Below are 23,397 nucleotides of genomic sequence, written 5' to 3'. Positions count from 1 at the left end.
TGTTCTCCCGTGCCCGTGCCCGTGCCCGTGCCCGCGCCCGCGCCCTCCCGCGTCCCGCACCCCGGCGCCTCGTGCCCCGGTAACCCCTGTCCTCCGGCGCCGCGCGTCCCCGGCACCGCATGCCCCCGGTTCGGCTCCGGTCAGTTCTTGACGGCCCGCAGCACCACGAACTTCGGGTCGCTGGCCACGATGTCGCAGTTGCCGAACAGCCGGCGCAGCTTGACGTGGTAACCCAGGTGCCGATTGCCGATCACCCACAGTTCGCCACCGGAGCGCAGCGCCGCACGCGAACCGGCGAACATCCGCCACGAGATGGCTTCGGTGGTGGCCCGATGGGTGTGGAACGGCGGGTTGTTCAGGACCAGGTCGACGCTCTCGGCCGCCACGTCCGTCAGACCGTCGCCGACCACGAACTCGGCACCGGCATCCGATCCCAGGTTCTCCTGGAACGTGGCCCGCGCCGAGGCGACGGCCTGATGCGACTCGTCCACGAACAACACGTCCGAGCGCGGGTTGGCCAGCATCACCGCGGTACCCACCACGCCGTTGCCGCAGCCCAGGTCCACCACCCGGTCGCGACCGGTGCGGCGCGGGAGGTTGCGCAGCAGGAAGCGGGTACCGATGTCGAGTCGGTCGGCGCAGAAGATGCCCGCGTGGTTGGTGACCACGATCCCGGATCCCGCGCCGACGTCGGCGGGCAGCGTGTAGCTGCGCGGCCAGGGGCTTGCCGTACGCGGGAGCGTGGGGTCGGGCGTGGTGAAGATCAGCCGGGCCTTCTTGACCGCGAGCGAGGTCCGGGTCGGGCCGATGATGCGCTCGAACAGCTTGAGCGTCGAGGTGTGGATCTCGGTGGTCATCCCGGTACCGACCACCACGGTGTCCGCGTGCACGCTCGGCGCGAGCCGGTGCAACTGGTCCTCCAACAGGGCCAGGTTCTTCGGGACCCGGACGATCAGTACGTCGATGCGCTCCGGCGGTGCGTCCCGGGTGGACAACAACCGCACCCAGTCGGGATCCGCCTCGTTCCGTGCCAGGTTGGCTCGGGTGGCCTCCTGGCCGAGGAAGGAGTCGCTGATCTGTACCGGCCGGGACTCGGCCAGCGCGGTGACCAGCGCGCCCCACCGGTCGCCCACCACCACGACGCTGCCGGACAGATCCGTCGGCTTGTCGTCGTCGATCCCGGCGAGGTGCCGCAGCACGTACTCGTCGGCCGCGTCCCACGCGCGCAGCAGATCGCGGGGGTCCTCGGGGTAACGGGTGAGCTCGAACTCGCCGGAAGGCGCAGAGAAACGGTTCATTGTCCACCCAGCCTAGCCGGGCTCGGGCCGACCCCCGGCCGCGCGTCGGCCCGGGGTGCGGTCGCTCGGCGGTCGCTCCGCCGCACGACGGGTCGGACGGGGCCGCCGATCGGGCGCCGATCGACGGGACCGAACTCGGCTGCCCCACGATCGAGGCCGTCCCCGTGGGGCCGCCTGCGCGCGCCGGGACCGGGCCCGAGCGCTCGGGCGGCCTCCGAGCCCGGGCCGCCGGCGAGCAGGGGGGTGCGCAGTGTGGCCCGGTGGCGGCGATCCGCCCGGGCGCTTTGTCGCAGCGTCAGTCGGCGTGGCCGAGGTCGAAGCGTTCCGCCAGTACGGCGCCGGCCCGGCGCAGCCAGTGTGCGGCGTCGACCTGGGCCGCGGCCGTCGACCCGGCGAGGCGGGTCAGGTCGGTGGCGGCCACGACACCGGCCGGCAGCGGCGCGGCCACCGATCCGGCGACCAGCGCCACCGGCACGCCGGAGCCGTGGTGGGCGAGGTCGAGCACCGTGCCGACCACCTTCCCGTGCGTGGACGTGGCGTCGAAGCGGCCCTCGCCGGTGATCACGAGGTCCGCGCCGGCCAGTGCGTCGGGCAGGCCGGCGAGTTCGGCCACGCGGATGGAGCCGGGGACGATCGAGGCCTTCCACGCGGCGGCGAACCCGTACGCCGTACCACCTGCGGCACCTGCTCCGGCGGCGGCCGGGTCGCCGCCGAGGAGGGCGGCCAGGCGCGCGAGGCCCGCGTCCAGGGCGGTGACATCGGCGGCGGACGCGCCCTTCTGCGGGCCGAACACGGCTGCCGCGCCGGTCGGGCCCAGCAGCGGGTTGGTGACGTCGGTGAGGATCTGCACGCCGCCGGGTGGAGGTGTCGCCAAGCCGGTCGTGTCGATCGCCGAGAGGCGGGCCAAAGCCCGTCCGCCGTACGGCAGTTCATTGTCGTCGAGATCGCGGAAGCGGGCGCCGAGCGCGGCCAGTGCGCCCACTCCGCCGTCCGTCGAGGCCGAGCCGCCCACCGCGACCACCAGGGCGGACACCCCCGCCCGCAGCGCCGCGCCGACGACCACGCCGAGGCCGGCGGTGTGGGCGCCCATCGGGTCCGGCGCGGCCATCAGCGGCAACCCGGATACGGCGGCCAACTCGACGACGCCCGTGCCGTCCGGCAGCCGCAACCAGGCCGTGTCGACGGGCCGCCCGTCGGGACCGGGCGCACCGAGCACCGGCACCCGCACGGCTCCGGGCACCGCCCGCGCCACGGCGTCGAGCGTGCCCTCGCCACCGTCGGCCAGCGGCAGCCCCACCACCTCGTCCCCGGGCCGCACCCCCAGCCACCCCTCGGCCAACGCGCCCGCGGCCGCATCGGCGGCGACGGTGCCCTTGAACGCGTCGGGAGCGATCACGATGCGCATCACGCATTCCACCTTCTTGCTCGCCGGCCGCCATGGCGACCGGGAATGGGGCGACAGGTTCGTCGGGAGGCGCCGTCCCGAACCAACGGGCCGAAACGATCACGACGGCGACATGACCCACCAACGGTAGGGCGTGCGCGGCGCACCGGCGTGCGGGCGTACACGCGGCGCCGGCCACCCGTTTCTCGGGTTCGACGTCGATGCCGATCGGGTGGTGGTTCCGACGGATGTGCAGAGTCGGTGACCGGGGCGACCGGGCGACGGGTCGCCCCGGGCCACGGCCGTGGCCGACCGGGGTCCGGGGGACGGTTCGCGGTCGGTGGGGTCAGGCGAGGACCTCCGTCACGTAGCGGCGCTTCATGGTGTCGACCACCGCGTCGCCGTTCGCGGCCCAGACGTCCGCGTTGAAGATTTCCACCTCGATGTCGCCGGTGTAACCGGCCCTCTCGACCGCCGCCGTCAGCGTCCGGAAGTCGATCACGCCGTCGCCCATCATGCCCCGGGCGAGCAGGTTGTCGGCCGGCAGCGGCAACACCCAGTCGCAGACCTGGTACGAGGCGATCCGCTCGCCCGCCCGGGCGATCGCCGCGAACAGGTACGGATCCCACCACACATGGAACGCGTCCACCACGACGCCCACCTGCCCGACCGGATGCGGCTCGGCCAGGTCGAGCGCCTGGTCGAGGGTGGACAACACCGCCCGGTCGGCGCAGTACATCGGGTGCAGCGGCTCCAAGGCGAGTCGCACGCCGTGCGCACCGGCGTACGGCGCGAGTTCGGCCAGCGCCTCGGCCACCCGCTCCCGTGCGCCCAACAGATCCCGGTCCCCGTCGGGCAGTCCGCCCACGACCAGCACCAGGCACGCCGCCTCCACCGCCGCGGCCTCCTCGATCGCACGGCGGTTGTCCGCGATCGCCTCGGCCCACGCGCCCGGCTCACGCGCCGTCAGAAACCCGCCGCGGCACAGCGACGACACCCGCAACCCGGCGTCGCGCACCAGCTTGGCGGCCTCGGTCGGGCCCGCGTCGGCGACCTTGTCCCGCCACAACCCGATCGCGGGCAGGCCCGCCCGCACACACCCGTCCACCGCCTCGCGCAACGACCATTCGCGCGTCGTCCACTGGTTCAGCGAGAGCCGCGCCAGCCGCGGGTCACCGGCCTCGGGAGTGGCCGTGGCGGCGGGCCGTCCGCTCGGTACATCCAACGTGCTCATGCCGGCGCTCCCGTGCCCGTGTCCACTTCCAAATGCCGTTCGCGGCCCGTCCCCGTGCCCACTTCCGTGCCCGTCTCCGTAGTCGTGCCCGGCCCGCGTCCGCGTGTGCCTCCGCCTCGGAGGACGTACACCGGACGCCCGGCGCCGAGTGCGCCCGCCCGCCTCACGCGCGCACCCCCGCGACCGCGAGCAGCGCCCGCATGCGGTCGGCCGCCAGGTCGGCGTCCGGGAGCAGGCCCGCCGCGTCCGCGAGGCGATATGCCTGCGCCAAGTGCGGGAGCGAGCGCGCCGATTGGGCGCCGGCGATCATGGTGAACGCGGGCTGGTGGCCGGTGAGCCAGGCCAGGAAGACGATGCCGGTCTTGTAGTGATAGGTGGGGGCGGCGAACAGATGCCGCGACAGCGGAACCGTCGGCGCGAACAGGGCGTCGTAGCCCGCCGAGTCGCCCGCATCCAGGGCGCGCAGTGCACCCGCCGCAACCGGGGCGATCGCGTCGAAGATGCCGAGCAGCGCGTGGCTGAAGTGCCGGTCGTCGCCCCGGATCAGCTCCGGGTAGTGGAAGTCGTCCCCGGTGTAGAGCCGTACACCCGAAGGGAGTTCCGCGCGCAACCGGATCTCGTGGTCGCGGTCGAGCAGCGAGACCTTGACCCCGTCGACACGGTCCGCGTGCTCGCGCACCAGCTCCAGGAAGACCTCGGTCGCCGCGTCCACGTCGGCCGATCCCCAGTAGCCGGCCAGCGCCGGGTCGAACACCTCGCCCAGCCAGTGCAGTACGACCGGACGCCGCACCTGCCGGAGCAGCGCGCCGTACACGCGGCGGTAGTCCTCGGCGCCGCGCGCGGCCGCGGCCAGCTGACGGCTGGCCATCAGCACCACCTTGGCGCCCGATTCCTCGACCACCGCGACCTGTTCCGTGTAGGCGGCGATCACCTGATCGACGGTCAGGTCCGGGCCGGCGTGGTCGGTGCCCGCGCCGCACGCGATCAGCGTGTACGGATCGCCGACCGTGGCCGCCTCGGCGGCGCTGCGCCGGATCAGTTCGGCGGTGGCCGCCCAGTTCAGGCCCATGTTCCGCTGCGCGGTGTCCATCGCGTCCGCGACCGCGAACCCGTGCGACCACAGGTGGTGCCGGAAGGCGAGGGTGGCGTCCCAGTCCGGCACGGCCGGCCGGCCCGGGGTGTTGTCCGCGAGCGGGTCGGCCACCACGTGCGCGGCGGCGTATGCGGTGCGGCTACGAAACGCCGGCCCCCCGGGGGCTGCACCGAGGTAGACCCCGGTGGGCCGGTACGCCTCCAGTGCGCCGCTCGTGGTGGGCAGCAACAGGTCGGCGGTCACGCGGACTTCCCATCCAGCACGGGCAGCTCCACCCGACGGCCCTCGGCCGAGGAGCGCAGTCCGCACTCGGCCAGTTGCACGCCGCGTGCCCCGGCGAGGAAGTCGAAGGCGAACGGTTCGTCGGCCACCACGTGCCGGACGAAGTCCTCCCACTGCACCTTGAATCCGTTGTCGAAGCCGGCGTCCCCCGCGTTGTCCGGCACTTCCTGCCACTGGTCCCGGAACGGCTCGGTGACCGGAAGGTCGGGGTTCCACACCGGAGTCGGGGTCGCCGACCGGTGCTGCACCCGGCAGCGGCGCAAGCCCGCGACCGCGCTGCCCTCGGTGCCGTCCACCTGGAACTCCACCAGTTCGTCCCGGTTGACCCGCACCGCCCAGGAGGAGTTGATCTGCGCGACGATTCCGCCTGCGAGTTCGAAGATGCCGTATGCGGCGTCGTCGGCGGTCGCCGGGTACTCGCGCCCCTGCTCGTCCCACCGGGTGGGTATGTGCGTGACCGCCTTCGCGGTCACCGCCTCGACCCGACCGAACAGGTTCTCCAGTACGTAGGACCAGTGGCAGAACATGTCCACGACGATGCCGCCGCCGTCCTGGGAGCGGTAGTTCCAGCTCGGGCGCTGGGCGGGCTGCCAGTCGCCCTCGAACACCCAGTAGCCGAATTCGCCGCGTACCGAGAGGATCCGGCCGAAGAAGCCGCCCTCGATCAGCCGACGCAGCTTGAGCAGGCCGGGCAGGAAGAGCTTGTCCTGCACCACGCCGTGCTTGACACCGGCGGCGTCGGCGGCCCGGGCCAGGTCGAGTGCGCCGGTGAGCGTCTCGGCGGTCGGCTTCTCGGTGTACACGTGCTTACCCGCCGCGATCGCCGCGTGGATCGCCTGCTCGCGGGCCGTGGTCACCTGCGCGTCGAAGTAGATCGAATTGGCCGGGTCGGCCAGCGCGCCGTCCAGGTCCGTCGTCCACGCGTCGATGCCGTGCCGCTCGGCGATCGCGCGCAACTTCTCCGCGTCCCGGCCGACCAGGACCGGTTCCAGCCGGACCCTGGACCCATCGGCGAGCGCGACGCCGCCCTGGTCGCGGATGGCCAGGATCGAACGGACCAGATGCTGACGGTAGCCCATCCGGCCGGTGACGCCGTTCATCACGACGCCGAGGGTGTGGGTGGTCATGGGGGCCTCTCAAAAGCGGACGGAACGGAAGCGGTGGGCCGGTCGGGTGCGCCGTGTGGTGGTCGTGGCCTTGTTTCCCGCCGGGAAAGCGCTTTCCCGTAAGTTAGGGCGGCGCGACGATCAGGTCAAGGGATCACCGCACTCATGCGGCTCGGGAGCCGATGCCCGCCCCGACAAGTTGGGTATGCGCTTTCCAATCGCTACTGTGTGCCCATGCCGAATCCGACCTCCGATCCGCCTGCGACCCGCCCGGGAGGCCCCGTCACCCTGCAGCAGGTGGCCGAGCGTGCCGGTGTGTCCTCGGCCACCGCCTCGCGCGCCCTGCACGGCAGCAGCGGCACCCGGATCGTGGGGGAGGAGTTGCGCCGCCGCGTCCTGGACGCCGCCCGCGAACTGCGCTACGTGTCCAACGCGCCCGCCCAGGCCCTGGCCCGGTCGACGACCACGGTGGTCGGCGTCGTCGTGCACGACGTGGCCGACCCGTACTTCGCCGCCATCGCCGCCGGCGCGATGGGCGTCGCCCGCGAACACGGCCTGCTCGTCATGCTCGCCGCGACCTTCCGCGACCCGGAACTCGAACTGGACTACCTGGCCCGGCTGCGCGCCCAACGTGCCCGCGCGGTGGTGCTGGCCGGCAGTGGTTTCGCCGATCACGAGTTCACCCGACGTCTGGCCGCCGAGGTGGACGCCTACCGCGCCGACGGCGGTCACGTGGTCGCCGTCGGTGCGCACGGGATCGCCTCGGACACGGTCCGCCCCGCCAATCGGGCGGGCGCCGCGCTCGCCGTGCGGCACCTGTACGACCTCGGCCACCGCAACTTCGGCATCGTCTCCGGACCGCGCGCGCTGACCACCGTGCGCGACCGGCTGGACGGCGCCCGCCGGCAACTTCGCTCCCTGGGCGTGGCGTTGCCCGCGGCACAGGTGATCGACGGCGGCTTCACCCGGGAGCAGGCCCGGGTCGCCGCCCGCGCGCTCGTGACCCGCGCGCCCGAACTGACCGCGATCGTGGTCCTCAACGACGTGATGGCCGCCGGCGTCCTGGCCGCGCTCCGCGACGACCTGGGGCTGCGCGTACCCGAACGGATCTCGGTGGTCGGCTTCGACGACCTGCCGTTCGCCGCCGACCTGAATCCCCCGTTGACCACCATCCGACTGCCGCTGGCCGACATCGGCGCCCGCGCGATGGACATGATCCTCACCGGCCCGACCATCGAACCCCGCACCCTCGACCTGGACACGGAACTCGTCGTCCGCAGCAGCACCACGACCGCGCCGCGCTAGGCCGCGTCCGGCGGGGTGGGCCGTGTCCGCCGGACGCGGCCCGGGGCGGGGTTGCAATCCCGCGTCGGGCTCGGCGGCGTCCGATGCCGCGCGTCGCCGGAGCGGGCGCCGCCGTGGTTCCTTCGAGGGCTACGTGTTCAACAGCGCGTATGCCCGCACGATCGTCCGGTCGAGGGTGTTCCCCGCCCTGTCGGTCGGCTTCACGCGGAGCGACACGTGGGTCGCGTGCGTCGGCGGGGATGGGAGCGGACCTCGACGGCATCGGGGTGATGCTCCGGGCGTTCGCCGACGGCGGTACGTGTCGGGGCGGGCGTCGGGTCCGGGACCGGACAGTCTGCGCGTGCGTTGATTTCCTGCCGGTCGAGGCCGGGCGGCCTTCGCTGTGGACGGCGACGAAGGGGGCCACCGGGGCGAAGCGGCCGGGAGGGCGCCGACGCAGCGTCTTCCGGACGAGTCCGGCGCCCTCTCGCGGCCGCGCCGGGGCCGACCGGCGTGATTCAGGAGTAGCCCTTCGTTCCGTCGAGCAGTTCGCGGACGATGTCGGCGTGTCCGGCGTGGCGGCCGGTCTCCTCGACGAGGTGGATCAGCATCCAGCGGAGGTTGGCGCTGCCCGAGCGGAATCCGGTGTGGCGGCCGGTGTCGTCGAGGGACGCCCCGGCGGCGATCTCGTTGCTGCGGGCGCACTGGCCTTCATACTCCGCGAGGAGTTCGGCGAGCGGGCGGCCGTCGGTGTGCCAGTCGGCGTCCTCGGTGGACTCGTCGAAGGACGGGTTCCGCCTCGCGTCGCCGCCGAGGAACAGCACCTCCAACCACATGTGCTCGGTCCAGCGCATGTGGGAGACAAGGCCGGCGATCGTCATGGCCGGTGACGTCGGGATGACCGAGCGGTGCGCGTCCGCATCGCTCAAACCCTCGCATTTCCAGCGCAGGATCTGCCGCTGCAGGTCAAGCCAGCCGATGATCGCCGTACGTTCGTCCGCCTGGAGCGGAGGGCGCTGCAGTTCCGGTGCCATGTCGGCGGAGGCCTCCTGGGCCGTCGGGAGAACACGCCCGGCTATTCGCGCGGGGCGATCGGTGGGGCGTCCAGGCTGGTCGGGCTGCCCTGCCGAGCCGGCGCTTCGTTGCCGTCCGAGGTTCATGACACGCCCCTGCCGACGCGACGCGGGTCGACGTTGGCCGTCATCGCCGCGAGTACGCGGGGCAGCCCGGCCACCGTCGCCTCGGCGATCCCTGCCACCGTCTCCTCGCCGAGCTTCCGCCACAGCTCCTTGATCTGCTCGGCGAGTTCCCGGCCGCTGTCGGTCAACTCGACGATGCTCGCGCGCTTGTCGGAAGGGGCCTGCGTGCGACGGATGTGCCCCGACGCTTCCAGCTTGCGGGCCATCAGCGTGACACTCGGCGGCTCCACCCCGAGCGCCTCACCCAACTGGGCCTGGATGCGCGGGCCGGTGCGGGCGAGTTCGAGCAGAAGTGCCTCCTGGCCGGGGTGCAGTCCGAGCGGCGCGATCAGCGCCGCAGCCCGGGCCCGGTGCCGCAGGCTCAACAGTCGGATGGCCTGGTTGAGGGCATCGGCTTGTGCGAAGTCCACGGTCCTCCTCCTTGACGAAATACTTATGCGCATAACATTATGCAGATAATCTTATGCGCGTAAGCATTCTACCCGCACCACCCCGAGGGCGGTTCCGGCAGCCGCATGCCTTCACGCGCACCCACGCGCCCTCGCCTTCCCCAGGAGCCGTACATGACCGCCAGGATCGCCGTCGTCTACTACAGCGCCACCGGTTCGGTGCACGCTCTCGCCAGGGCCCTCGCGGACGCCGCCGCCGCGGCCGGAGCGAACGTGCGCCTGCGCCGAGCCGCCGAGCTCGCGCCCGACGACTCGATCGACGAGAACCCGCTGTGGCGCCGCCACACCGATGCCACCGCGTCCATCCCCGAAGCCGCGATCGACGACCTGGCCTGGGCCGATGCCTTCGCGTTCGGCACACCGACCCGATTCGGGGCACCCGCCGCACAGCTCAAGCAGTTCCTCGACCAAGCCGGCGGCCTGTGGCGCGAGGGGGGTCTGGCGGACAAGCCCGTGACCGCCTTCACGTCGGCGTACCACCGGCACGGCGGCAGCGAGGCGACGATCTTGTCGCTGAGCAACGTCTTCTACCACTGGGGCGCGCTGATCGTGCCGCCCGGATTCACCGACCCCACCGTCCATGCGGCGGGCGGCAACCCCTACGGCACTTCCGCCGTCACAGGCCCGACCGGGGAGGGCCCCGACGATGCGGCGCTGGACGCGGCCGCCTACCAGGGTCGCCGCCTGGTCGCCATCACCGACCGGCTCCTCGCAGGCCGTGACAGCACCGCCGACGCACCGCGTGACGGCGGCACGCCCGCCACCCGGGCCGCATGAGCCTCCGTCTGCCACGAGGGGAAGCCATGACCACCACCCCAGCCACCGAACCCGCAGCCACCGCACCCCGCTCCGGCCCCGCTTCGCTGATCCTGGCCCTGGCCTGCGCGTGCCAGTTCATGGTCATCCTGGACGCGTCGATCGTGAACGTGGCGCTGCCGTCCGTCCGCCGCGACCTCGGCTTCACCTCGACCGGACTGGCCTGGGTGGTGAACGGCTACCTGCTCACCTTCGCCGGCTTCATGCTGCTCGGCGGCCGTGCCGCCGACGTATTCGGCCATCGCCGGATGCTCGTCGCCGGGCTGTCGGTGTTCTCCGCGGCGAGCCTGGTCGGCGGCCTCGCCGGTACTCCGGAAATCCTGGTGGGTGCCCGCATCACCCAAGGTGTCGGGGCCGCGGTGCTGGCCCCGACGACTCTGGCCGTCCTCAACACCACTTTCACCGAAGAACACGCCCGCGCCCGGGCGTTCGGCGCCTGGTCGGCCGCGGGCGGCGTCGGCGGGATGGCCGGTGCGTTGACGGGCGGCGCGCTCACCACGGGCCTGTCGTGGCGATGGGTCTTCCTCATCAACATGCCGATCGGCGCGGTCCTCGTCGCCGTGGCGATGACCGTCCTGCCCGGCGTACGTGCCGAACGCGGCACGTCGCTCGACCTGACCGGCGCGGTCACCGGTACGGCCGGCCTCGCCGCGCTGATCTACGGTGTCATGCAGGGCACCGAGTTCGGCTGGACGTCGCCGCACGTCGTCGCGCCGACCGCCGCCGGACTGGTCCTACTGGCGGTCTTCACCGTCGTTGAGGCCCGGTTCGCCGCGCAACCGATGCTTCCGTTGCGACTCTTCGGTCTCCGCGGTGTGGCCGTCGGGAACCTGACGCTCTTGCTGTTCGGCGGGATCACCATCGCCATGTGGTACTTCACGTCGCTGTTCCTCCAAAACGTACTCGACTACAGCGCCCTACGCGCCGGGCTCGGCCAGACCCCGGCCGCCGTCGCGTTCATGCTGGTTGCCCGACAGTCGGCGATCCTGCTTCCGCGCGTCGGTGCGCGCCCGTTGGTCCTCGGCGGCTCGGCGTGCTTTGTGGTCGGCTTCGGCCTGCTGTCCCGGGCCGGTGCGGACAGTGGCTACCTCGCGGACGTGCTCGGCCCGACGTTGCTGATCGCGGCCGGCATCGGTGTGACCTTCCCGACCTTGATGGCTGCCGCCACCGCCGGGGTCGCGGGCGGGGACGCGGGTACGGCCGGCGGTCTGGCGAACACCGCCGTCCAGGTGGGCGGATCGCTCGGGCTTGCCGCGCTCGCCACGGCTGCGGCCGCCCGGGCGGCCCATGCGTCCGATGCCGATTCGGCGAACGCCCTGGCCGACGGCTATGGCCTCGTGTTCCTCATAGCCGCAGGCCTGGCCGTGGCAATCGCCTTGGTCGGCATGCTTCTTCCGCGCCACCAGCGCACCTGAGCGCGAACGGCAGGCCCGGCGTCGCCGTGTGGGTCTCCCGGGGGAGTACCGAGGCGAGACGAGGTCGAACGCCTGGTCCGCGAAGCGGCGTGGTTCCGGAGCGACGCGGAGTGGTTCCACAACGACCTCGGACCGCGAACTCCTCGACGGCGCAAAGGGCTATTACCAGCTCGTGCCGTGCCCGGCAACGTTCACCCCGTCGCGGCGCCCGGCACGGCACCTCGCCGCCACGCCGAAACGTCCGAGTACTCCAAGTACGAGAACGTTCCGGCGGCACGGCGATGCACCGCACCGAACACCACGACGGCGCAAACGTTGCCGGGCGCGGCCCCACCAAGATCCGCCGGACACGGCCTAGGTGGGCGGCTGAGCCTCGGTGGCGGTGGCGGGCTCCGGGGGCTCTCCTCGGACGGGGGTGGCATGCGTTCGTGGGTCGGGTTGGTCGGGTCGGGTCGGCGTGGGCGCGGGCGCAGGGAGCGACGGCGTCGGTCGGGAGCACACGTGTACGGCGGGTCGGCGCGGGCGCAGGTGCGCGAAGGTCAGTGCCGCGAGGACTTCGAAGGTGGTTGCCGCGTACAGGGGGATCGGGTGTGCGTGGGTGGTCAGTGGGCCGGTGAGGGCCGCGCCGAGGGCGAAGGCGGTGATCTTCAGGCTTGCGCCGGTGGTGAAGACCCGACCGCGGAGCCGGTCCGGGGCCTCGCGGTGGCGGATCGCGAACAGCGCGGTCAGCTGCGGGCCTTCGCCGATACCGGCGAGCAACATCGCGGCGATCAGCAACATCGGCCGGCCGGTCGACGCCAGGAGGAACGCCCCCGCCAGGATCAGTGCGCTGCACCACATCACCGTGTCCGGGCGGACGGCGTGCGGCCGGCGGGCGAGGAGTGCGTTGGTGGTCAGGGCCGAGCCGGCCACGACCGAGAGCAGGATCGTGCCGTGCGCGGCGGAGCCGAAGACCTGTTCGCCCAACAGCGGGCTGTACGCGACCAGGATGCCCTGACCCACGCAGGACGACATCGACGCGACCGTGGCCCGGGCCAGTGGCGGAGTGCGGAAGACGGCCCGGAAGCCGGCGGCCAGGTCGGTACCGATCGACGTGGTCGACCGCGCTCGCCGCGGGTGGTCTCGGGATGGGGGCAGCGTCCGGGCCGCGGGCAGCGCGAGGCAGATCAGTGCGATCGAGGCGACCACGGCGACGCGGGCACCCGCCAGGCCGGCCACGACGCCGGCCAGGGCCGGTCCGGTCAGGCCGGCCAGGTTGAAGGTCATCGCGTCGAGCGCGGTGGCGCGGGGCAACCTCGCGGCCGGTACGACGCGCGGCAGTTGCGCGGTCCAGCCGCCGGCCAGGGCCGGAGCCGCCAGGCCCGCGCACGCCGCGATCAGGAGGGTGACCGGGAGCGGGAGCGGTCCCAGGCACAGCACGATCACCGCGAGCGCCGCCGCATAGCCGGCCAATGCCCCGGTGAGCAACCGGCCGGGCCGCGCCGACCGGTCCAGCAGCACTCCGAGGAGCGGGCCACCGAGCGCCGCGGACGCTGTGACGGCCGCGAGCAGCGCCGACCCGGTGGCCGCCGACCCGGTGACCGCGAATCCGGCCAGGAGCAGCGCCGGCCCCGACATCTCGTCGCCCGTACGCGCGGCCGCGGCCCCTACCGTGTACGACCACATTCCGTAACGCTTTGCCATGACCGGAACGTTACGCAAGTAACTCAAACCTTCGCCAGATGCGTTACATTCGAAGTGTGCCTCCCACGAACGACGATCGATCCACCCGCCACTCGGTCCAGGCCGTGGCCCGCCGGACGGTGGCCCTGGTCAACGCCCTGACCGGGAACGATCCGGCGGCGGGCCGGGCCACGGCGCCGGATCAGGTTCCGGCGACGCCATCGCCGGCGGCCCTCGCGGATTTGTTGCGGGCCCATGGCGAGCCCGACCCGATCGACCTGTCCCCGGCCGACGTCACCGACCTGCGTGCCGCCGCCGTACTGCTGCGCACGGTCTTCGCCGCCGAGGACGTCGCCACTGCCGCAGCCGCGCTCAACCGCCTGCTGCGTCGTGGTCGAGGTGCCCTCCGGCTCACCTCGCACGACGGGCGCAGCCCCTGGCATCCGCATCTGGACAGCGACGACGACGCCCCGTGGGGCGAGTGGTTCCTGGCCTCGTCCTGCCTGGCGCTGACCATCCTGGTGTGGGATCGACAACGGCCGCCCGGCGGCGTGTGCGCGTCCGGCACCTGTCACCACGTCTTCACCAACGAGGGCAGCGGCCCGCCCCGCCGCTACTGCTCCCGCCGCTGCGCCACCCGCGAGCGAGTGGCGGCCCACCGACGAACTCGGGTCTAGTGCCGCGCAGCCGCCGCAGAGTGCCCAGATGCTCCGTCGCCCCATCGATCAGCGGGGCCGGCGACCCGCCGGTGCGTACGGGCAACGGGCGGACTGCGTAGCCGAGTCGGCCACCCTCGCGGTGCGGTCGGCAGCACCATGCTGCGCGCGAGCACACCCGTGCGGCACGGCCGGTGCTGTGGACGATTTCGGACCGGGTGCAGGTACGGGTCGATGCCCGCGCCCGACTCGGCGCCGGTGGCCGGGTCGCCACGGTCCACGTACAGCACGTCCCGGTCCGCGATCACGTTCGGCGAGGTGATCGAGGGCGACGACCGGTACGGCGCCGGCACGTACGCGGTCTTCGCACCCGGCATTCGCCGCCGGGCCGCGCACCGAGAACGGCGCGCGGATACCGGGCAGTTCGCCGACGCCGACGCCGGTGCCGGAACGGCCGGCGGAGGCCGTTCCGCAGCCGTATTAGCGTAGGGCCATGACCAACTCGCTCTCCTCCGTGGTCCGGGGTCGGTGGTGGTGGTCGGGCGCGGGGGTCGTCTCCCGTACGGGGCGGCACACGCTCGTGCAATCGCTCTACCTGCTCACCGCGCCGGTGACCGCCGCGGCCGGCCTCCTGGCGGTGCTCGGCGGAGTGGTCGTCGCGACGGTCGCTCTGCTGCTGCCCGGGGGATCGCCGGTCGCGGCCCGCGCCTTGGCACCGGCGCGGTGGTGCGCCGATCTGGAACGGTGGCGCATTGCCAGGGTTCGTCCCCCGGCCGCGGCGGAGGAACGCGGCGATGTGCCGTCGAGGTCGCCCGGAGGCGCCGCCGCGTCCGCCGGTGGCCGGTGGCTCGGCGTGGTCCACGCGGTGGTGGTGTTCCCGGTCGCCCTGGTCACGTCGGTGATGACCGCACTGTGGTGGTTCGTCGGACTCGCCTGCGTCACGTGCGGTTTGCGCTACCGGTACGCACCGCCCGGGTCGTTGCGACCGCTGTCCCTGAACGCGGGCAGCGCCGAATCGCACATCACCGTCAGTCTGGGGTTGTCGTCGCCGAGCGATCGGGTCGCCTTCGGCACCACCGTCGGCCTGCTGTTGCTGGTCACCCTGCCGCTGGTGACCCGGGCATGCACCACCGCCCAGGTCGGGTTGGGGCAGGCGCTGCTCTCCCACGCGTCCGCGTTGCATCACAGGATCAGCGGCCTGGAGCGGGAGCGCGACACCGCCCGCGCGCAGACCGTGGCCGCGGTGACGGCCGAGGCGACCGCGCTGCGCCGACTGGAGCGCGACATCCACGACGGTCCCCAGCAACGACTGGTGCGCCTGGCAATGGAGTTGGGGCGGGCCCAGCACTACCTCGACAGCAGGCCGGAGACCGTCCGGGCGGCCCTCGCCGACGCGATCGTGCAGACGCAGGAGGCGCTGGAGGAGTTGCGGGCGCTCTCGCGCGGCATCGCCCCGCCGATCCTGGTGGACCGCGGCTTGAACGACGCGCTCACCGCCCTGGCCGCGCGTTCCACCGTCCCCGCCGAACTCGATACGGTTCCCCTGGACCGTCGGCCGGCCGCCGACATCGAGACGGCCGCGTACTTCGTGGTCGCGGAGACGCTGACCAACGTGGCCAAGCACAGCCATGCGCAGCGGTGCACGATCGCACTACGGCACAGTGGGGGAACCTTGCGGGTGTGGGTGACGGACGACGGGGTGGGCGGCGCCGCGCCGGCCAAGGGGCACGGACTGCGAGGGCTGGACGAGCGGCTGCGTGCGGTCGGCGGTCGGCTGGAGGTCGACAGCCCCTCCGGGGGCCCGACGACGATCACCGCCGTGTTGCCGTGTTGCTGACCCCGGACGAAGGAGCGCCCGGATCGGCCCCGGACCGGGCGGTGCGCGGTTCGTTGCGGATCGTCGTGGCCGACGACTCGGTGCTGCTGCGCGAGGGCCTGGTCCGGCTGCTCGTCGAGGACGGTCACCAGGTGGTGGACGCGGTCGGCGACGGCCCCTCCCTGGTGGAGGCGGTTCTCGCACACCGTCCGGACGTGTCCATCGTCGACGTGCGCATGCCGCCGACCCACACGGACGAGGGACTGCGCGCGGCGATCGCCGCCCGCTCGCACCTTCCCGGAACCCCCGTGCTGATGCTCAGCCAGTACGTCGAGGCCTCCTACGCCGGCGACCTGCTCGCGGACGGTTCCGGCGCGGTGGGTTACCTCCTCAAGGACCGGGTCGCCAGGGTCGCCGAGTTCCTGGACGCACTGGACCGCGTGGCCCACGGCGCGACGGTACTCGACCCCCAGGTCGTCGCCCAGTTGCTGACGGACCAGCGCCGGGACAGTCCCGTGGGCACCTTGACCCCGCGAGAACGGCAGATCCTGGCGCTGATGGCCGAGGGTTGTTCCAACACCGCCATCACCCGGCAACTGGTGGTCTCCGCCAGCGCGGTGGAGAAGCACATCGGCAACATCTTCGCCAAGCTCGGCCTGCTGCCCGACGACGCCCGGCACCGCCGGGTACTCGCAGTCCTCACGTATCTCAGAGGCTGAACCCGTCTCAGCGACCGAACCCGTCCCGGATGCCGGACCCCGGGATGCCGAGCCTCCGGGAGGGCCGAGCCCCCCCCGGGCCGAACCCCCGAGTCCCAACCCTCCGGGGAGCCGAAGGCGGTCGGCTTCCTCCGGATTCGACCCTCCTCCACCCTCCCCCGGTGGCCGCCGGCTCGGCGCGGGGGTGTGGCCTGCCATACCCCCGAGTGTCCGGCCTGCCCCGGTGACCGGGCGCCGTCGGTGCGAAACCGTGGTCGGCATGACAGCGACACCACACACCACGGGCCCGCGGCAAGGTCGCGCAGCCCCGCCCCGATTCGCAGGCATGCCCGGCCGCACACTCGCCGCGCTCGTCGTCCTCACCGTGGCGCTCCTCGTCGCCCTCTTCGTCGGCCCCGGCGCGTTGGCGGCGACCGGGTCGGGCGCCGCACTCGACGAGGGCAACCTCGCCGAATCCTTCCGCAAGGCGTTCGTCGAATACTGGAATGCCGGCAATCGGGATTTCTCCCCGGGCATGGAACGGGTCGTCGACTACTGGTTCCGCTACCACGTGGCCAAGGCCGTGATCGCGGCGATCCTGCTGATCGTGCTCGTCACGCTCGGCGTTCTCGTCCGCAAGGCGTTCCTGCGCGCCGGCGGTCTCGGCGCGGGACAGCGCGCCGGCCTCGCGTCGGCCGGCATTCTCGTCACGCTCCTCGCGCTGTTCGCGGCGGTGACGACGGTGGCCAACATCCAGGGTGCGGTGGCGCCCTTCGCGTCGCTGTTGTCGATGTTGCCGACCGGTGCCCGCGACGGGGAACTCGCCGCCACGCTCGACCAGGTCCGACAGCGACTGGCCGCACCCTCGGGTGCGGGCGAGCAGACCCCGCCGCCCCTCGACATGATGATCGACGACTTCGCCCGGTACCACCTGGCGATGGCCGTGCTCGGGGCGGTCCTGGCGGTCGTCCTGATCGGGATGAGTGCGGTGTCGTGGCACAGGTACGCGAGGACGGCGTCGTCCGACCGGCGAACGAGGCGTCTGTCGGGGGCGTTCGGCGTTCTCACGGTGTTGTCGTCGCTGGTCCTGATCGTCGTCGCGGTGGTGAACACGGGCAACGCGACAGACCCGAGGCCGGGACTCGCCGCCTTCTTCGAAGGCGGCTGGTAAGGCGCCTCGTGGCCGGTGAGGCACGCACCGTGCGAACGGTGCGGCACCTCGCGAACGTGGGGCATCCCGTGGGTGCGAGACACCGCGCACGAACGGTGCCGCACCCACGCGTCCTGCGGGACGTACGAACGGTGGGGCGCCCCGTGGGTGCGAGGCACTGCGCGCGGACGGTCAGACATCCCGCGGACGATCGGCCGTCGGCTGTACGCCTTCGCCCCGTTCGCCCACCGCACGCGCCGTGCTCGGGCGGCTCCGCTACTCGGTCGTCGAGCCGAAGCGGTCCACCCAGTCGGCCGCGGCGGGCAACACCTCGTCGAGCGAGGCCACGTCCGGGTACCAGGCCTTCTCCCACTCCAACGACACCCAGCCCCGCCAGTCGTGTTCGCGCAGGATGGTTCCGATGGCGGTCAGCGGCACGGACCCGGTGCCCAGGGGAACCGGCGTGGTGTCGATGGCGGATGCGGCGTCCTTGATCTGCACGTAGCGCAGCAGCCCGGCGAGGGCCTCGGCCGTGTCGGCGGGCTGCTCGCCGTGCCGCCACGGGTGCAACGCGTCCCAGATCACCCCGACCGCGCCCGCGAACGGTCGCACCAGGGAGGCGACCGCCGCGCCCGTGGGGTGCGAGTCGTGCGTCTCGACCAGCATGGTCACCCCGCGCGCGGTGGCTTCCGGAAGCAGCATTGCCAGTCTGTGTCCGGCGCGTTCGGCGTCGCCCTCGCCGGTGCCGCCCGGGAAGATCCGGACGGCCGGTGCGCCCAGGTCGTGCGCGAGGTCCAGGAGCCGGCTGATCGTGGACAGCACGACCGGGTCGGGGGTGGGCGCGCAGATGCCGGCGTAGCCGGCCAGGCACGGCACGGCGAGGTCGGCGTCGGTGATTCGGGCGCGGATGTCCCGGCGTTCCCCGACGGGTAGCTCCAGATGGACGAACTCGTCCTGATGCACGCGTAGTTCGAGGCCCGTGCAGCCGTGCCGCAGGGCCCGGGCGAGGTGCTCGGACAGGGGCCGGCCGGGCGCGCCGAGCGTGCTGAACGCCCATTGTTTCGCACGCTCGGGTGTGCTCACGTGTGTCCTCGACTCCCTGGCCCGACCCCGCGCCACCGACCGGCCGGGCCGGATCGTTGACCGGAAAGCGCTTTCCGTACGCGAGGTTAGATCGCCGTCGGACAGCCGGTCAAGCGTGCCCCGCCGCCACGCCGATCCGGGCGCTTCGGCTCGGTCGAGCGGGTGATGCGGGACGTAGGAACCCTCGCGGCCACCGAATCGCCGACGTGCCGAATCCCGACCTGCCGGTGCAGCGCGCCACGGCCACGTCTGCGGCGAGGTTGCCGTAGAGGTCGCTCGCCGAGAGCATGTCCCCACCGCGCCGGTGTCGACCGGATTGCCCGTCGACCGGGTCGCTGGCGATGGACTCGGCACCCGCCCCCGCCGACTGCCGCGCGCACGCCGGTGCTTCGCGTGGGAGGCCGTCCGTCCGCCGGACGGGAAAGCCCGACATGAAAGCGGACGTGAACGCCGGACATGAACGCCGGACATGAAAAAGGCGAGGGAAATATCCTCCTCGCCGTATACAACTTATAACGCACCGGGGGCCTTGTGGCAAGGCCCCCTTCGTGCCGCAGAATCGTCGACCTGAGCCCGAGCATGGGGCGGAATCTGCGGAAACAGGAGACTCATCACGTGCGTGTGCAGTTGTTGTCGTTCGGGTCGCGCGCGGACGTCGAACCGGTGCCGGGAATCGCGTTCGACGCCCTTGACGCGTGCGTCGCGTTCGACGCTTTCGACGCCCCCGGCGCGTTCGACACGTCCGACGCGTTCGACACGTCCGACGCGTTCGATGCGCCCGGCCGGGACAGGCCGCCGATGTCCGCGTGACCCGCGCGGGATTGTCCAACCGGGACCAGGAAGACGAGAACCCGCACTCCCCGGAGACCGGGACCGACCGCGGCCATGGGGCCGCGTCGGCCGAAGTGTCGCCCGTCCCGGCCACCGGATTCGTCCCGACGGTCCGAACCCCTTGCCACGCGCCACGGTCGTACCGCGACCGCAGATCGGAGCCGATGCCGTGAACCCCCTGACCGCCATCAGCGCGTTCGACCTTCCCGACCGCCTCTCCGCCAAGGCCGACCCGACGCTGATCGCCGGTGACGAGCGGCACTTCGCGGCCATTGCGGAATGCCTCGACCAGTCGATCGCCGACCTGACCGACCGCCTCGACGCCGAGCGCAAGTCGCCCGGCGGCAAGGGCCGGCAGGCGATGGACCGGGACATCGAGATCCATCGGCTGACCACCCGGCTGCGGGCCCTGCGCCGCTTCGGGCTGGACCTGTGCCTGGGACACATGGTCGGCACGGACGACTCCGAGCCCGTGTACGTCGGACGACTCGGCCTCACCGACGACACGGGTCGTCAACTGCTGATCGACTGGCGAACCCCCGCGGCCGAGCCGTTCTTCGGAGCCACCCACGCCAACCCGATGGGTCTGGCGAGCCGCCGCAGGTACCGCTGGACCCGCGGCCGGATCAGCGACTACTGGGACGAGGTGTTCACCGCGAACGGGTTCGTCGGACACGCCGCGCTCGACGACCAGTCCGCCTTCATCGCCAGTCTGGGCGGCAACCGGTCGAGTCGGATGCGCGACGTGCTCGGCACCATCCAGGCCGACCAGGACGCCATCATCCGCGCCGGCTCCCGCGGTGCTCTCGTGGTCGACGGCGGGCCGGGCACGGGCAAGACCGTCGTCGCCCTGCACCGCTCCGCCTACCTCCTGTACTCCGACCCGCACCTGGGTCATCGCCGGGGCGGTGTGCTGTTCGTCGGACCGCACCAGCCCTACCTGGGCTACGTCGCCGACGTCCTGCCCAGCCTCGGCGAGGAGGGTGTGCAGACCTGCACCCTGCGGGACCTGGTCGCCGAGGGAGCCGACGCGGGGATCGAGGCCGACCCGGAGGTGGCCCTCCTGAAATCGTCCGCAGACCTGGTGAACGCGATCGAGAAGGCCGTCACCTTCTACGAGGAGCCGCCCACGAAGGGGATGACGATCACGACCCACTGGTCGGACATCCGGCTGACCGCGGCCGACTGGGCCGAGGCGTTCGAGGCGGCGGAGCCCGGTACGGCGCACAACGAGGCGCGTGAGCAGGTGTGGGAGGAACTGCTCACGATCCTGGTGGACAAGCACGACGACGACGAGGTCCCGGCCGACCTGCTCCGCAGGTCCCTGGCGCGGGACAGGGAACTGTTCACGGCCTTCAACCGCGCGTGGCCGCTGCTCGAAGCGGCCGACGTGGTCGGGGACCTGTGGACGGTACCCGCCTACCTGCGGATGTGCGCTCCCTGGCTGGCACCCGACGAAGTGCGCACGTTGCAGCGCGCGGACGCCCATGCCTGGACGGTGTCCGACCTGCCGCTCCTGGACGCGGCGCGGCAGCGGCTCGGCGACCCGGACGCGGCGCGCCACAGGCGCCGGTACCAGGCCGCCGCAGCCGCCGAACGCGAGCGGATGTCGCACGTCGTGGACGCCCTGCTGGAGGCCGACGACGACGGCGAGGGCGTGGTGACCATGCTGCGCGGGGAGGACTTGCGGACCTCCCTGGTCGACGAGTCGGCCCGGCCCGGCATCGAACCGGACCTGCTCGCCGGTCCGTTCGCGCACGTCGTCGTGGACGAGGCCCAGGAACTGACCGACGCGGAGTGGCAGATGTTGCTGCTCCGGTGCCCGTCCCGCAGTTTCACCATCGTCGGGGATCGGGCCCAGGCCCGGCACGGATTCACCGAGTCGTGGCAGGAACGGCTCGAACGGATCGGGCTGGACCGGATCAACCTGGCCTCCCTGAGCATCAACTACCGGACACCCGAGGAGGTCATGACCCAGGCCGAGCCGGTCATTCGGGCGGTGCTCCCGGACGCCAACGTGCCCACCTCCATCCGCAGCAGCGGCATCCCCGTCGGGCACGGATCCACCGCGGAACTGCACTCGATCCTGGACACCTGGCTCGCCGCACATGCCGAGGGGATCGCCTGCGTCATCGGCGATCCCGCGTTCCGGGCGACGTCCCGGGTGCGGTCGCTGACCCCGGAGCTGTCGAAGGGGCTGGAGTTCGACCTGGTCGTCCTCGTCGACCCGGAAGGGTTCGGCACGGGCATCGAAGGAGCGGTCGACCGCTACGTCGCGATGACCCGGGCGACCCGACAACTCGTCGTCCTCACGAGCTCCTGAGGCCGGTCGGCCGAACACCCGCTCCCGGCCGGGCCGGCGACGTCCCGGTGCGGGAGCGGGAGCGGGAGCGGAAGGGGAAGCGGAACCGGGTGACGGTGCCGCCGCCACCGCCACCGCCGGTGCCCGACCTGCGGGTCAGCGGCGGCGGCACACCGCGAGGGTCACGGCCGCGCACAGCACGGCCGGCAGCAGCAGGGCCCAGGCCAGGTCGTGCGGGTCGGCCGCGCCGTCGACGCTGACGAAGGCGCCCATCGCGGCGACGCCGACCGTCGCGCCGATCTGGCGGACCGCGTTGAGCAGGCCCCCGGCGGCACCGGCAGTGCCCTCGGGGGCAGTGGCGATGACCGTGGTGACCAGTGCGGGGAGCGCGAAGGAGACGCCGAAGCCGGTGCACACCAGGCCGATGGCCAAGACCGGGTACGCCGAGCCGGTCAACACCGCCACCGCGAACACGACGCTGCCCGTGGTCAGCAGAACCAACCCGGCCGGAATCGGCCCGCGTGCCCCCGATCGGGCCACGATCCGGCCGGTGAGCAGCGGGTTGACCGCGAACGGCAGGGTCATCGGCAGGAACGCGACACCGGTCTCCAGCGGCGACATGTGCAGGTTCTGCCGAAACAGCAGCGGCAGGACGAACAGCAGCCCGGTCAGCGCGAAGTTGACCGCGGCCCCCGCGAGCAACGCGGACACCGTGCCCCGCGAGCGCAGGATCGCCCGGGCCAGTACCGGGTTGGCGCTGCGCCGCTCGGACCCGGCGAACAGCAGCCCGGCCGACACCGCACCCGCACCCGAGGCAGCCGCGTGCGTCGTGCCACCGGAGCCGGCCGCGATCAGGGCGTCGGTGGCCAGTCCCAGCGCGACACACGCGGCGAGTTGGGAGGTCCAGTCGATCGGCCGTACGCCCTTGGGGCAGTGCACCTTGCGTCCGGCGGTCAGGGCCAGGGTGAGGGCGGCGAGCGGCACGTTGATCAGGAAGATGGCCCGCCAGCCGAATGCGTCGACCAGCACTCCGCCGGCAATGGGTCCCACGGCGAGTGCGGCGCCGCTGAGCGCGGCCCAGACCGCGACCGCCCTGGCCCGCTCCGCCGGCACCGGATACAGCGTGGTGACCATCGCCATCGACGCGGGCACGCACGCGGCGGCGGCCACGCCGAGCAGTGCGCGCAGGGCCACCAGGGTCCACAGGTCCGGTGCCCATGCGCTGAGCAGCGAGCCGAGGCCGAACGCGACGATGCCGACCCGGAAGGCCCGATGGGCACCGAACCGGTCGGACACCGCGCCCGCGGTCAGCAGCAGCGCGCCGAACACGACGGTGTACCCGGACACCACCCATTGCAGACCCGCCACCGAACTGCCCAGCGAGCGGGCCAGATCCGGCTCGGCGACCGAGAGCACGGTCAGGTCGAGCAGCACCATGAAGTAGCCGAGCGCAATGCCGAGGAGGGCGATCGTACGCGAGCGCGCCGTCGGCGCGGGCCGGGTGGAAACGGGTGAATCGAGGACAGTCATCGAGAGTTCTCCAAGCACGGGAGGGGCGCGAACCCGGCGAGGGCAGGGCCACCGCACGGCACGGCGCTCGTGCGACGGTCCGAGCCCGAGCAGGTCCGGCGGGCAGGGC

At 72.6% G+C, this 23,397-nt stretch carries 19 protein-coding genes; 9 read left to right on the top strand and 10 right to left on the bottom strand.

Annotation, left to right across the window (positions count from 1 at the left end; all coding sequences use genetic code 11):
- Positions 1 to 140: 140 nt before the first annotated feature.
- The 5 genes from ACFZBU_RS24170 to ACFZBU_RS24150 form a co-directional block, all read right to left on the bottom strand.
- Positions 141 to 1,298: a methyltransferase gene (locus ACFZBU_RS24170; protein WP_391585698.1), complete on the bottom strand. Its 1,158-nt coding sequence runs from the start codon at positions 1,296 to 1,298 to the stop codon at positions 141 to 143.
- 295 nt (positions 1,299 to 1,593) lie between these two features.
- On the bottom strand, positions 1,594 to 2,703 hold the full coding sequence (locus ACFZBU_RS24165; protein WP_391585880.1) for a glycerate kinase: 1,110 nt from the start codon (positions 2,701 to 2,703) through the stop codon (positions 1,594 to 1,596).
- Positions 2,704 to 3,028: 325 nt separating this feature from the next.
- Positions 3,029 to 3,916: a sugar phosphate isomerase/epimerase family protein gene (locus tag ACFZBU_RS24160; protein ID WP_391585697.1), complete on the bottom strand. Its 888-nt coding sequence runs from the start codon at positions 3,914 to 3,916 to the stop codon at positions 3,029 to 3,031.
- A 163-nt stretch (positions 3,917 to 4,079) separates the two neighbouring features.
- On the bottom strand, positions 4,080 to 5,252 hold the full coding sequence (locus ACFZBU_RS24155; RefSeq protein WP_391585696.1) for a dihydrodipicolinate synthase family protein: 1,173 nt from the start codon (positions 5,250 to 5,252) through the stop codon (positions 4,080 to 4,082).
- Entirely contained in the window at positions 5,249 to 6,418 is a 1,170-nt protein-coding gene (locus ACFZBU_RS24150) for a Gfo/Idh/MocA family protein (protein WP_391585695.1), read from the bottom strand. Before ACFZBU_RS24150 ends, ACFZBU_RS24155 begins: the two co-directional genes overlap by 4 nt.
- Positions 6,419 to 6,631: 213 nt before the next feature.
- Between ACFZBU_RS24150 and ACFZBU_RS24145 the strand changes: the two genes are divergently transcribed.
- A complete protein-coding gene (locus ACFZBU_RS24145) occupies positions 6,632 to 7,702 on the top strand; it encodes a LacI family DNA-binding transcriptional regulator (protein ID WP_391585694.1) in 1,071 nt (356 codons plus the stop codon).
- Between the two features lie 497 nt (positions 7,703 to 8,199).
- On the opposite strand, the gene ACFZBU_RS24140 is transcribed toward ACFZBU_RS24145, so the two are convergent.
- Both ACFZBU_RS24140 and ACFZBU_RS24135 read right to left on the bottom strand, forming a co-directional pair.
- Complete coding sequence (locus ACFZBU_RS24140) at positions 8,200 to 8,715, bottom strand: DinB family protein (RefSeq protein ID WP_391585692.1); 516 nt, start codon at positions 8,713 to 8,715, stop codon at positions 8,200 to 8,202.
- Positions 8,716 to 8,837: 122 nt separating this feature from the next.
- Positions 8,838 to 9,290: a MarR family winged helix-turn-helix transcriptional regulator gene (locus ACFZBU_RS24135; RefSeq protein WP_391585691.1), complete on the bottom strand. Its 453-nt coding sequence runs from the start codon at positions 9,288 to 9,290 to the stop codon at positions 8,838 to 8,840.
- 153 nt (positions 9,291 to 9,443) lie between these two features.
- Here ACFZBU_RS24135 and wrbA point away from each other — a divergent pair, with 153 nt between their 5' ends.
- Both wrbA and ACFZBU_RS24125 read left to right on the top strand, forming a co-directional pair.
- The gene (wrbA, locus tag ACFZBU_RS24130; RefSeq protein ID WP_391585690.1) at positions 9,444 to 10,106 is read left to right on the top strand and encodes an NAD(P)H:quinone oxidoreductase; all 663 of its coding nucleotides are present in this window, start codon (positions 9,444 to 9,446) and stop codon (positions 10,104 to 10,106) included.
- Positions 10,107 to 10,132: 26 nt separating this feature from the next.
- Complete coding sequence (locus ACFZBU_RS24125; protein WP_391585689.1) at positions 10,133 to 11,560, top strand: MFS transporter; 1,428 nt, start codon at positions 10,133 to 10,135, stop codon at positions 11,558 to 11,560.
- A 354-nt stretch (positions 11,561 to 11,914) separates the two neighbouring features.
- Here the strand turns inward: ACFZBU_RS24125 and ACFZBU_RS24120 are convergent, their stop codons facing one another.
- Positions 11,915 to 13,243 carry an MFS transporter gene (locus ACFZBU_RS24120; RefSeq protein WP_391585688.1) on the bottom strand — a complete coding sequence of 443 codons (1,329 nt, stop codon included), beginning with the start codon at positions 13,241 to 13,243 and terminating at the stop codon, positions 11,915 to 11,917.
- Positions 13,244 to 13,281: 38 nt separating this feature from the next.
- On the opposite strand from ACFZBU_RS24120, the gene ACFZBU_RS24115 reads away from it, so the two are divergent.
- The 4 genes from ACFZBU_RS24115 (at position 13,282) to ACFZBU_RS24100 (ending at position 17,563) form a co-directional block, all read left to right on the top strand.
- Positions 13,282 to 13,899 carry a CGNR zinc finger domain-containing protein gene (locus ACFZBU_RS24115; protein ID WP_391585687.1) on the top strand — a complete coding sequence of 206 codons (618 nt, stop codon included), beginning with the start codon at positions 13,282 to 13,284 and terminating at the stop codon, positions 13,897 to 13,899.
- 472 nt (positions 13,900 to 14,371) lie between these two features.
- Positions 14,372 to 15,715: a sensor domain-containing protein gene (locus tag ACFZBU_RS24110; protein WP_391585686.1), complete on the top strand. Its 1,344-nt coding sequence runs from the start codon at positions 14,372 to 14,374 to the stop codon at positions 15,713 to 15,715.
- 53 nt (positions 15,716 to 15,768) lie between these two features.
- Positions 15,769 to 16,413: a response regulator gene (locus ACFZBU_RS24105; protein ID WP_391585879.1), complete on the top strand. Its 645-nt coding sequence runs from the start codon at positions 15,769 to 15,771 to the stop codon at positions 16,411 to 16,413.
- A 325-nt stretch (positions 16,414 to 16,738) separates the two neighbouring features.
- Positions 16,739 to 17,563, top strand: a complete 825-nt coding sequence (locus ACFZBU_RS24100) for a hypothetical protein (protein WP_391585685.1) — start codon at positions 16,739 to 16,741, stop codon at positions 17,561 to 17,563.
- A 255-nt stretch (positions 17,564 to 17,818) separates the two neighbouring features.
- On the opposite strand, the gene ACFZBU_RS24095 is transcribed toward ACFZBU_RS24100, so the two are convergent.
- Entirely contained in the window at positions 17,819 to 18,625 is an 807-nt protein-coding gene (locus tag ACFZBU_RS24095) for a sugar phosphate isomerase/epimerase family protein (protein WP_391585684.1), read from the bottom strand.
- Between the two features lie 615 nt (positions 18,626 to 19,240).
- Here ACFZBU_RS24095 and ACFZBU_RS24090 point away from each other — a divergent pair.
- Both ACFZBU_RS24090 and helR read left to right on the top strand, forming a co-directional pair.
- Entirely contained in the window at positions 19,241 to 19,435 is a 195-nt protein-coding gene (locus ACFZBU_RS24090) for a hypothetical protein (protein ID WP_391585683.1), read from the top strand.
- Positions 19,436 to 19,625: 190 nt separating this feature from the next.
- Entirely contained in the window at positions 19,626 to 21,779 is a 2,154-nt protein-coding gene (gene helR / locus ACFZBU_RS24085) for an RNA polymerase recycling motor ATPase HelR (protein ID WP_391585682.1), read from the top strand.
- A gap of 135 nt (positions 21,780 to 21,914) precedes the next feature.
- Here the strand turns inward: helR and ACFZBU_RS24080 are convergent, their stop codons facing one another.
- A complete protein-coding gene (locus tag ACFZBU_RS24080) occupies positions 21,915 to 23,288 on the bottom strand; it encodes an MFS transporter (protein ID WP_391585681.1) in 1,374 nt (457 codons plus the stop codon).
- Positions 23,289 to 23,397 lie beyond the last annotated feature (109 nt).

Source organism: Embleya sp. NPDC008237, from assembly GCF_042956465.1.
Taxonomy (GTDB): domain Bacteria; phylum Actinomycetota; class Actinomycetes; order Streptomycetales; family Streptomycetaceae; genus Embleya.
Note: the sequence above shows the minus strand (reverse complement) of the source record. Positions and strands in the feature narration are given on the sequence as shown.

Coding starts and splice junctions, on each gene's coding strand:
- wrbA (WP_391585690.1), top strand. CDS start 9,444: ATGACCGCCAGGATCGCCGTCGTCTACTACAGCGCCACCGGTTCGGTG.
- ACFZBU_RS24125 (WP_391585689.1), top strand. CDS start 10,133: ATGACCACCACCCCAGCCACCGAACCCGCAGCCACCGCACCCCGCTCC.
- ACFZBU_RS24170 (WP_391585698.1), bottom strand. CDS start 1,298: ATGAACCGTTTCTCTGCGCCTTCCGGCGAGTTCGAGCTCACCCGTTAC.
- ACFZBU_RS24165 (WP_391585880.1), bottom strand. CDS start 2,703: ATGCGCATCGTGATCGCTCCCGACGCGTTCAAGGGCACCGTCGCCGCC.
- ACFZBU_RS24110 (WP_391585686.1), top strand. CDS start 14,372: ATGACCAACTCGCTCTCCTCCGTGGTCCGGGGTCGGTGGTGGTGGTCG.
- ACFZBU_RS24115 (WP_391585687.1), top strand. CDS start 13,282: ATGCGTTACATTCGAAGTGTGCCTCCCACGAACGACGATCGATCCACC.
- ACFZBU_RS24140 (WP_391585692.1), bottom strand. CDS start 8,715: ATGGCACCGGAACTGCAGCGCCCTCCGCTCCAGGCGGACGAACGTACG.
- ACFZBU_RS24150 (WP_391585695.1), bottom strand. CDS start 6,418: ATGACCACCCACACCCTCGGCGTCGTGATGAACGGCGTCACCGGCCGG.
- ACFZBU_RS24145 (WP_391585694.1), top strand. CDS start 6,632: ATGCCGAATCCGACCTCCGATCCGCCTGCGACCCGCCCGGGAGGCCCC.
- ACFZBU_RS24100 (WP_391585685.1), top strand. CDS start 16,739: ATGCCCGGCCGCACACTCGCCGCGCTCGTCGTCCTCACCGTGGCGCTC.
- ACFZBU_RS24080 (WP_391585681.1), bottom strand. CDS start 23,288: ATGACTGTCCTCGATTCACCCGTTTCCACCCGGCCCGCGCCGACGGCG.
- ACFZBU_RS24120 (WP_391585688.1), bottom strand. CDS start 13,243: ATGGCAAAGCGTTACGGAATGTGGTCGTACACGGTAGGGGCCGCGGCC.
- ACFZBU_RS24160 (WP_391585697.1), bottom strand. CDS start 3,916: ATGAGCACGTTGGATGTACCGAGCGGACGGCCCGCCGCCACGGCCACT.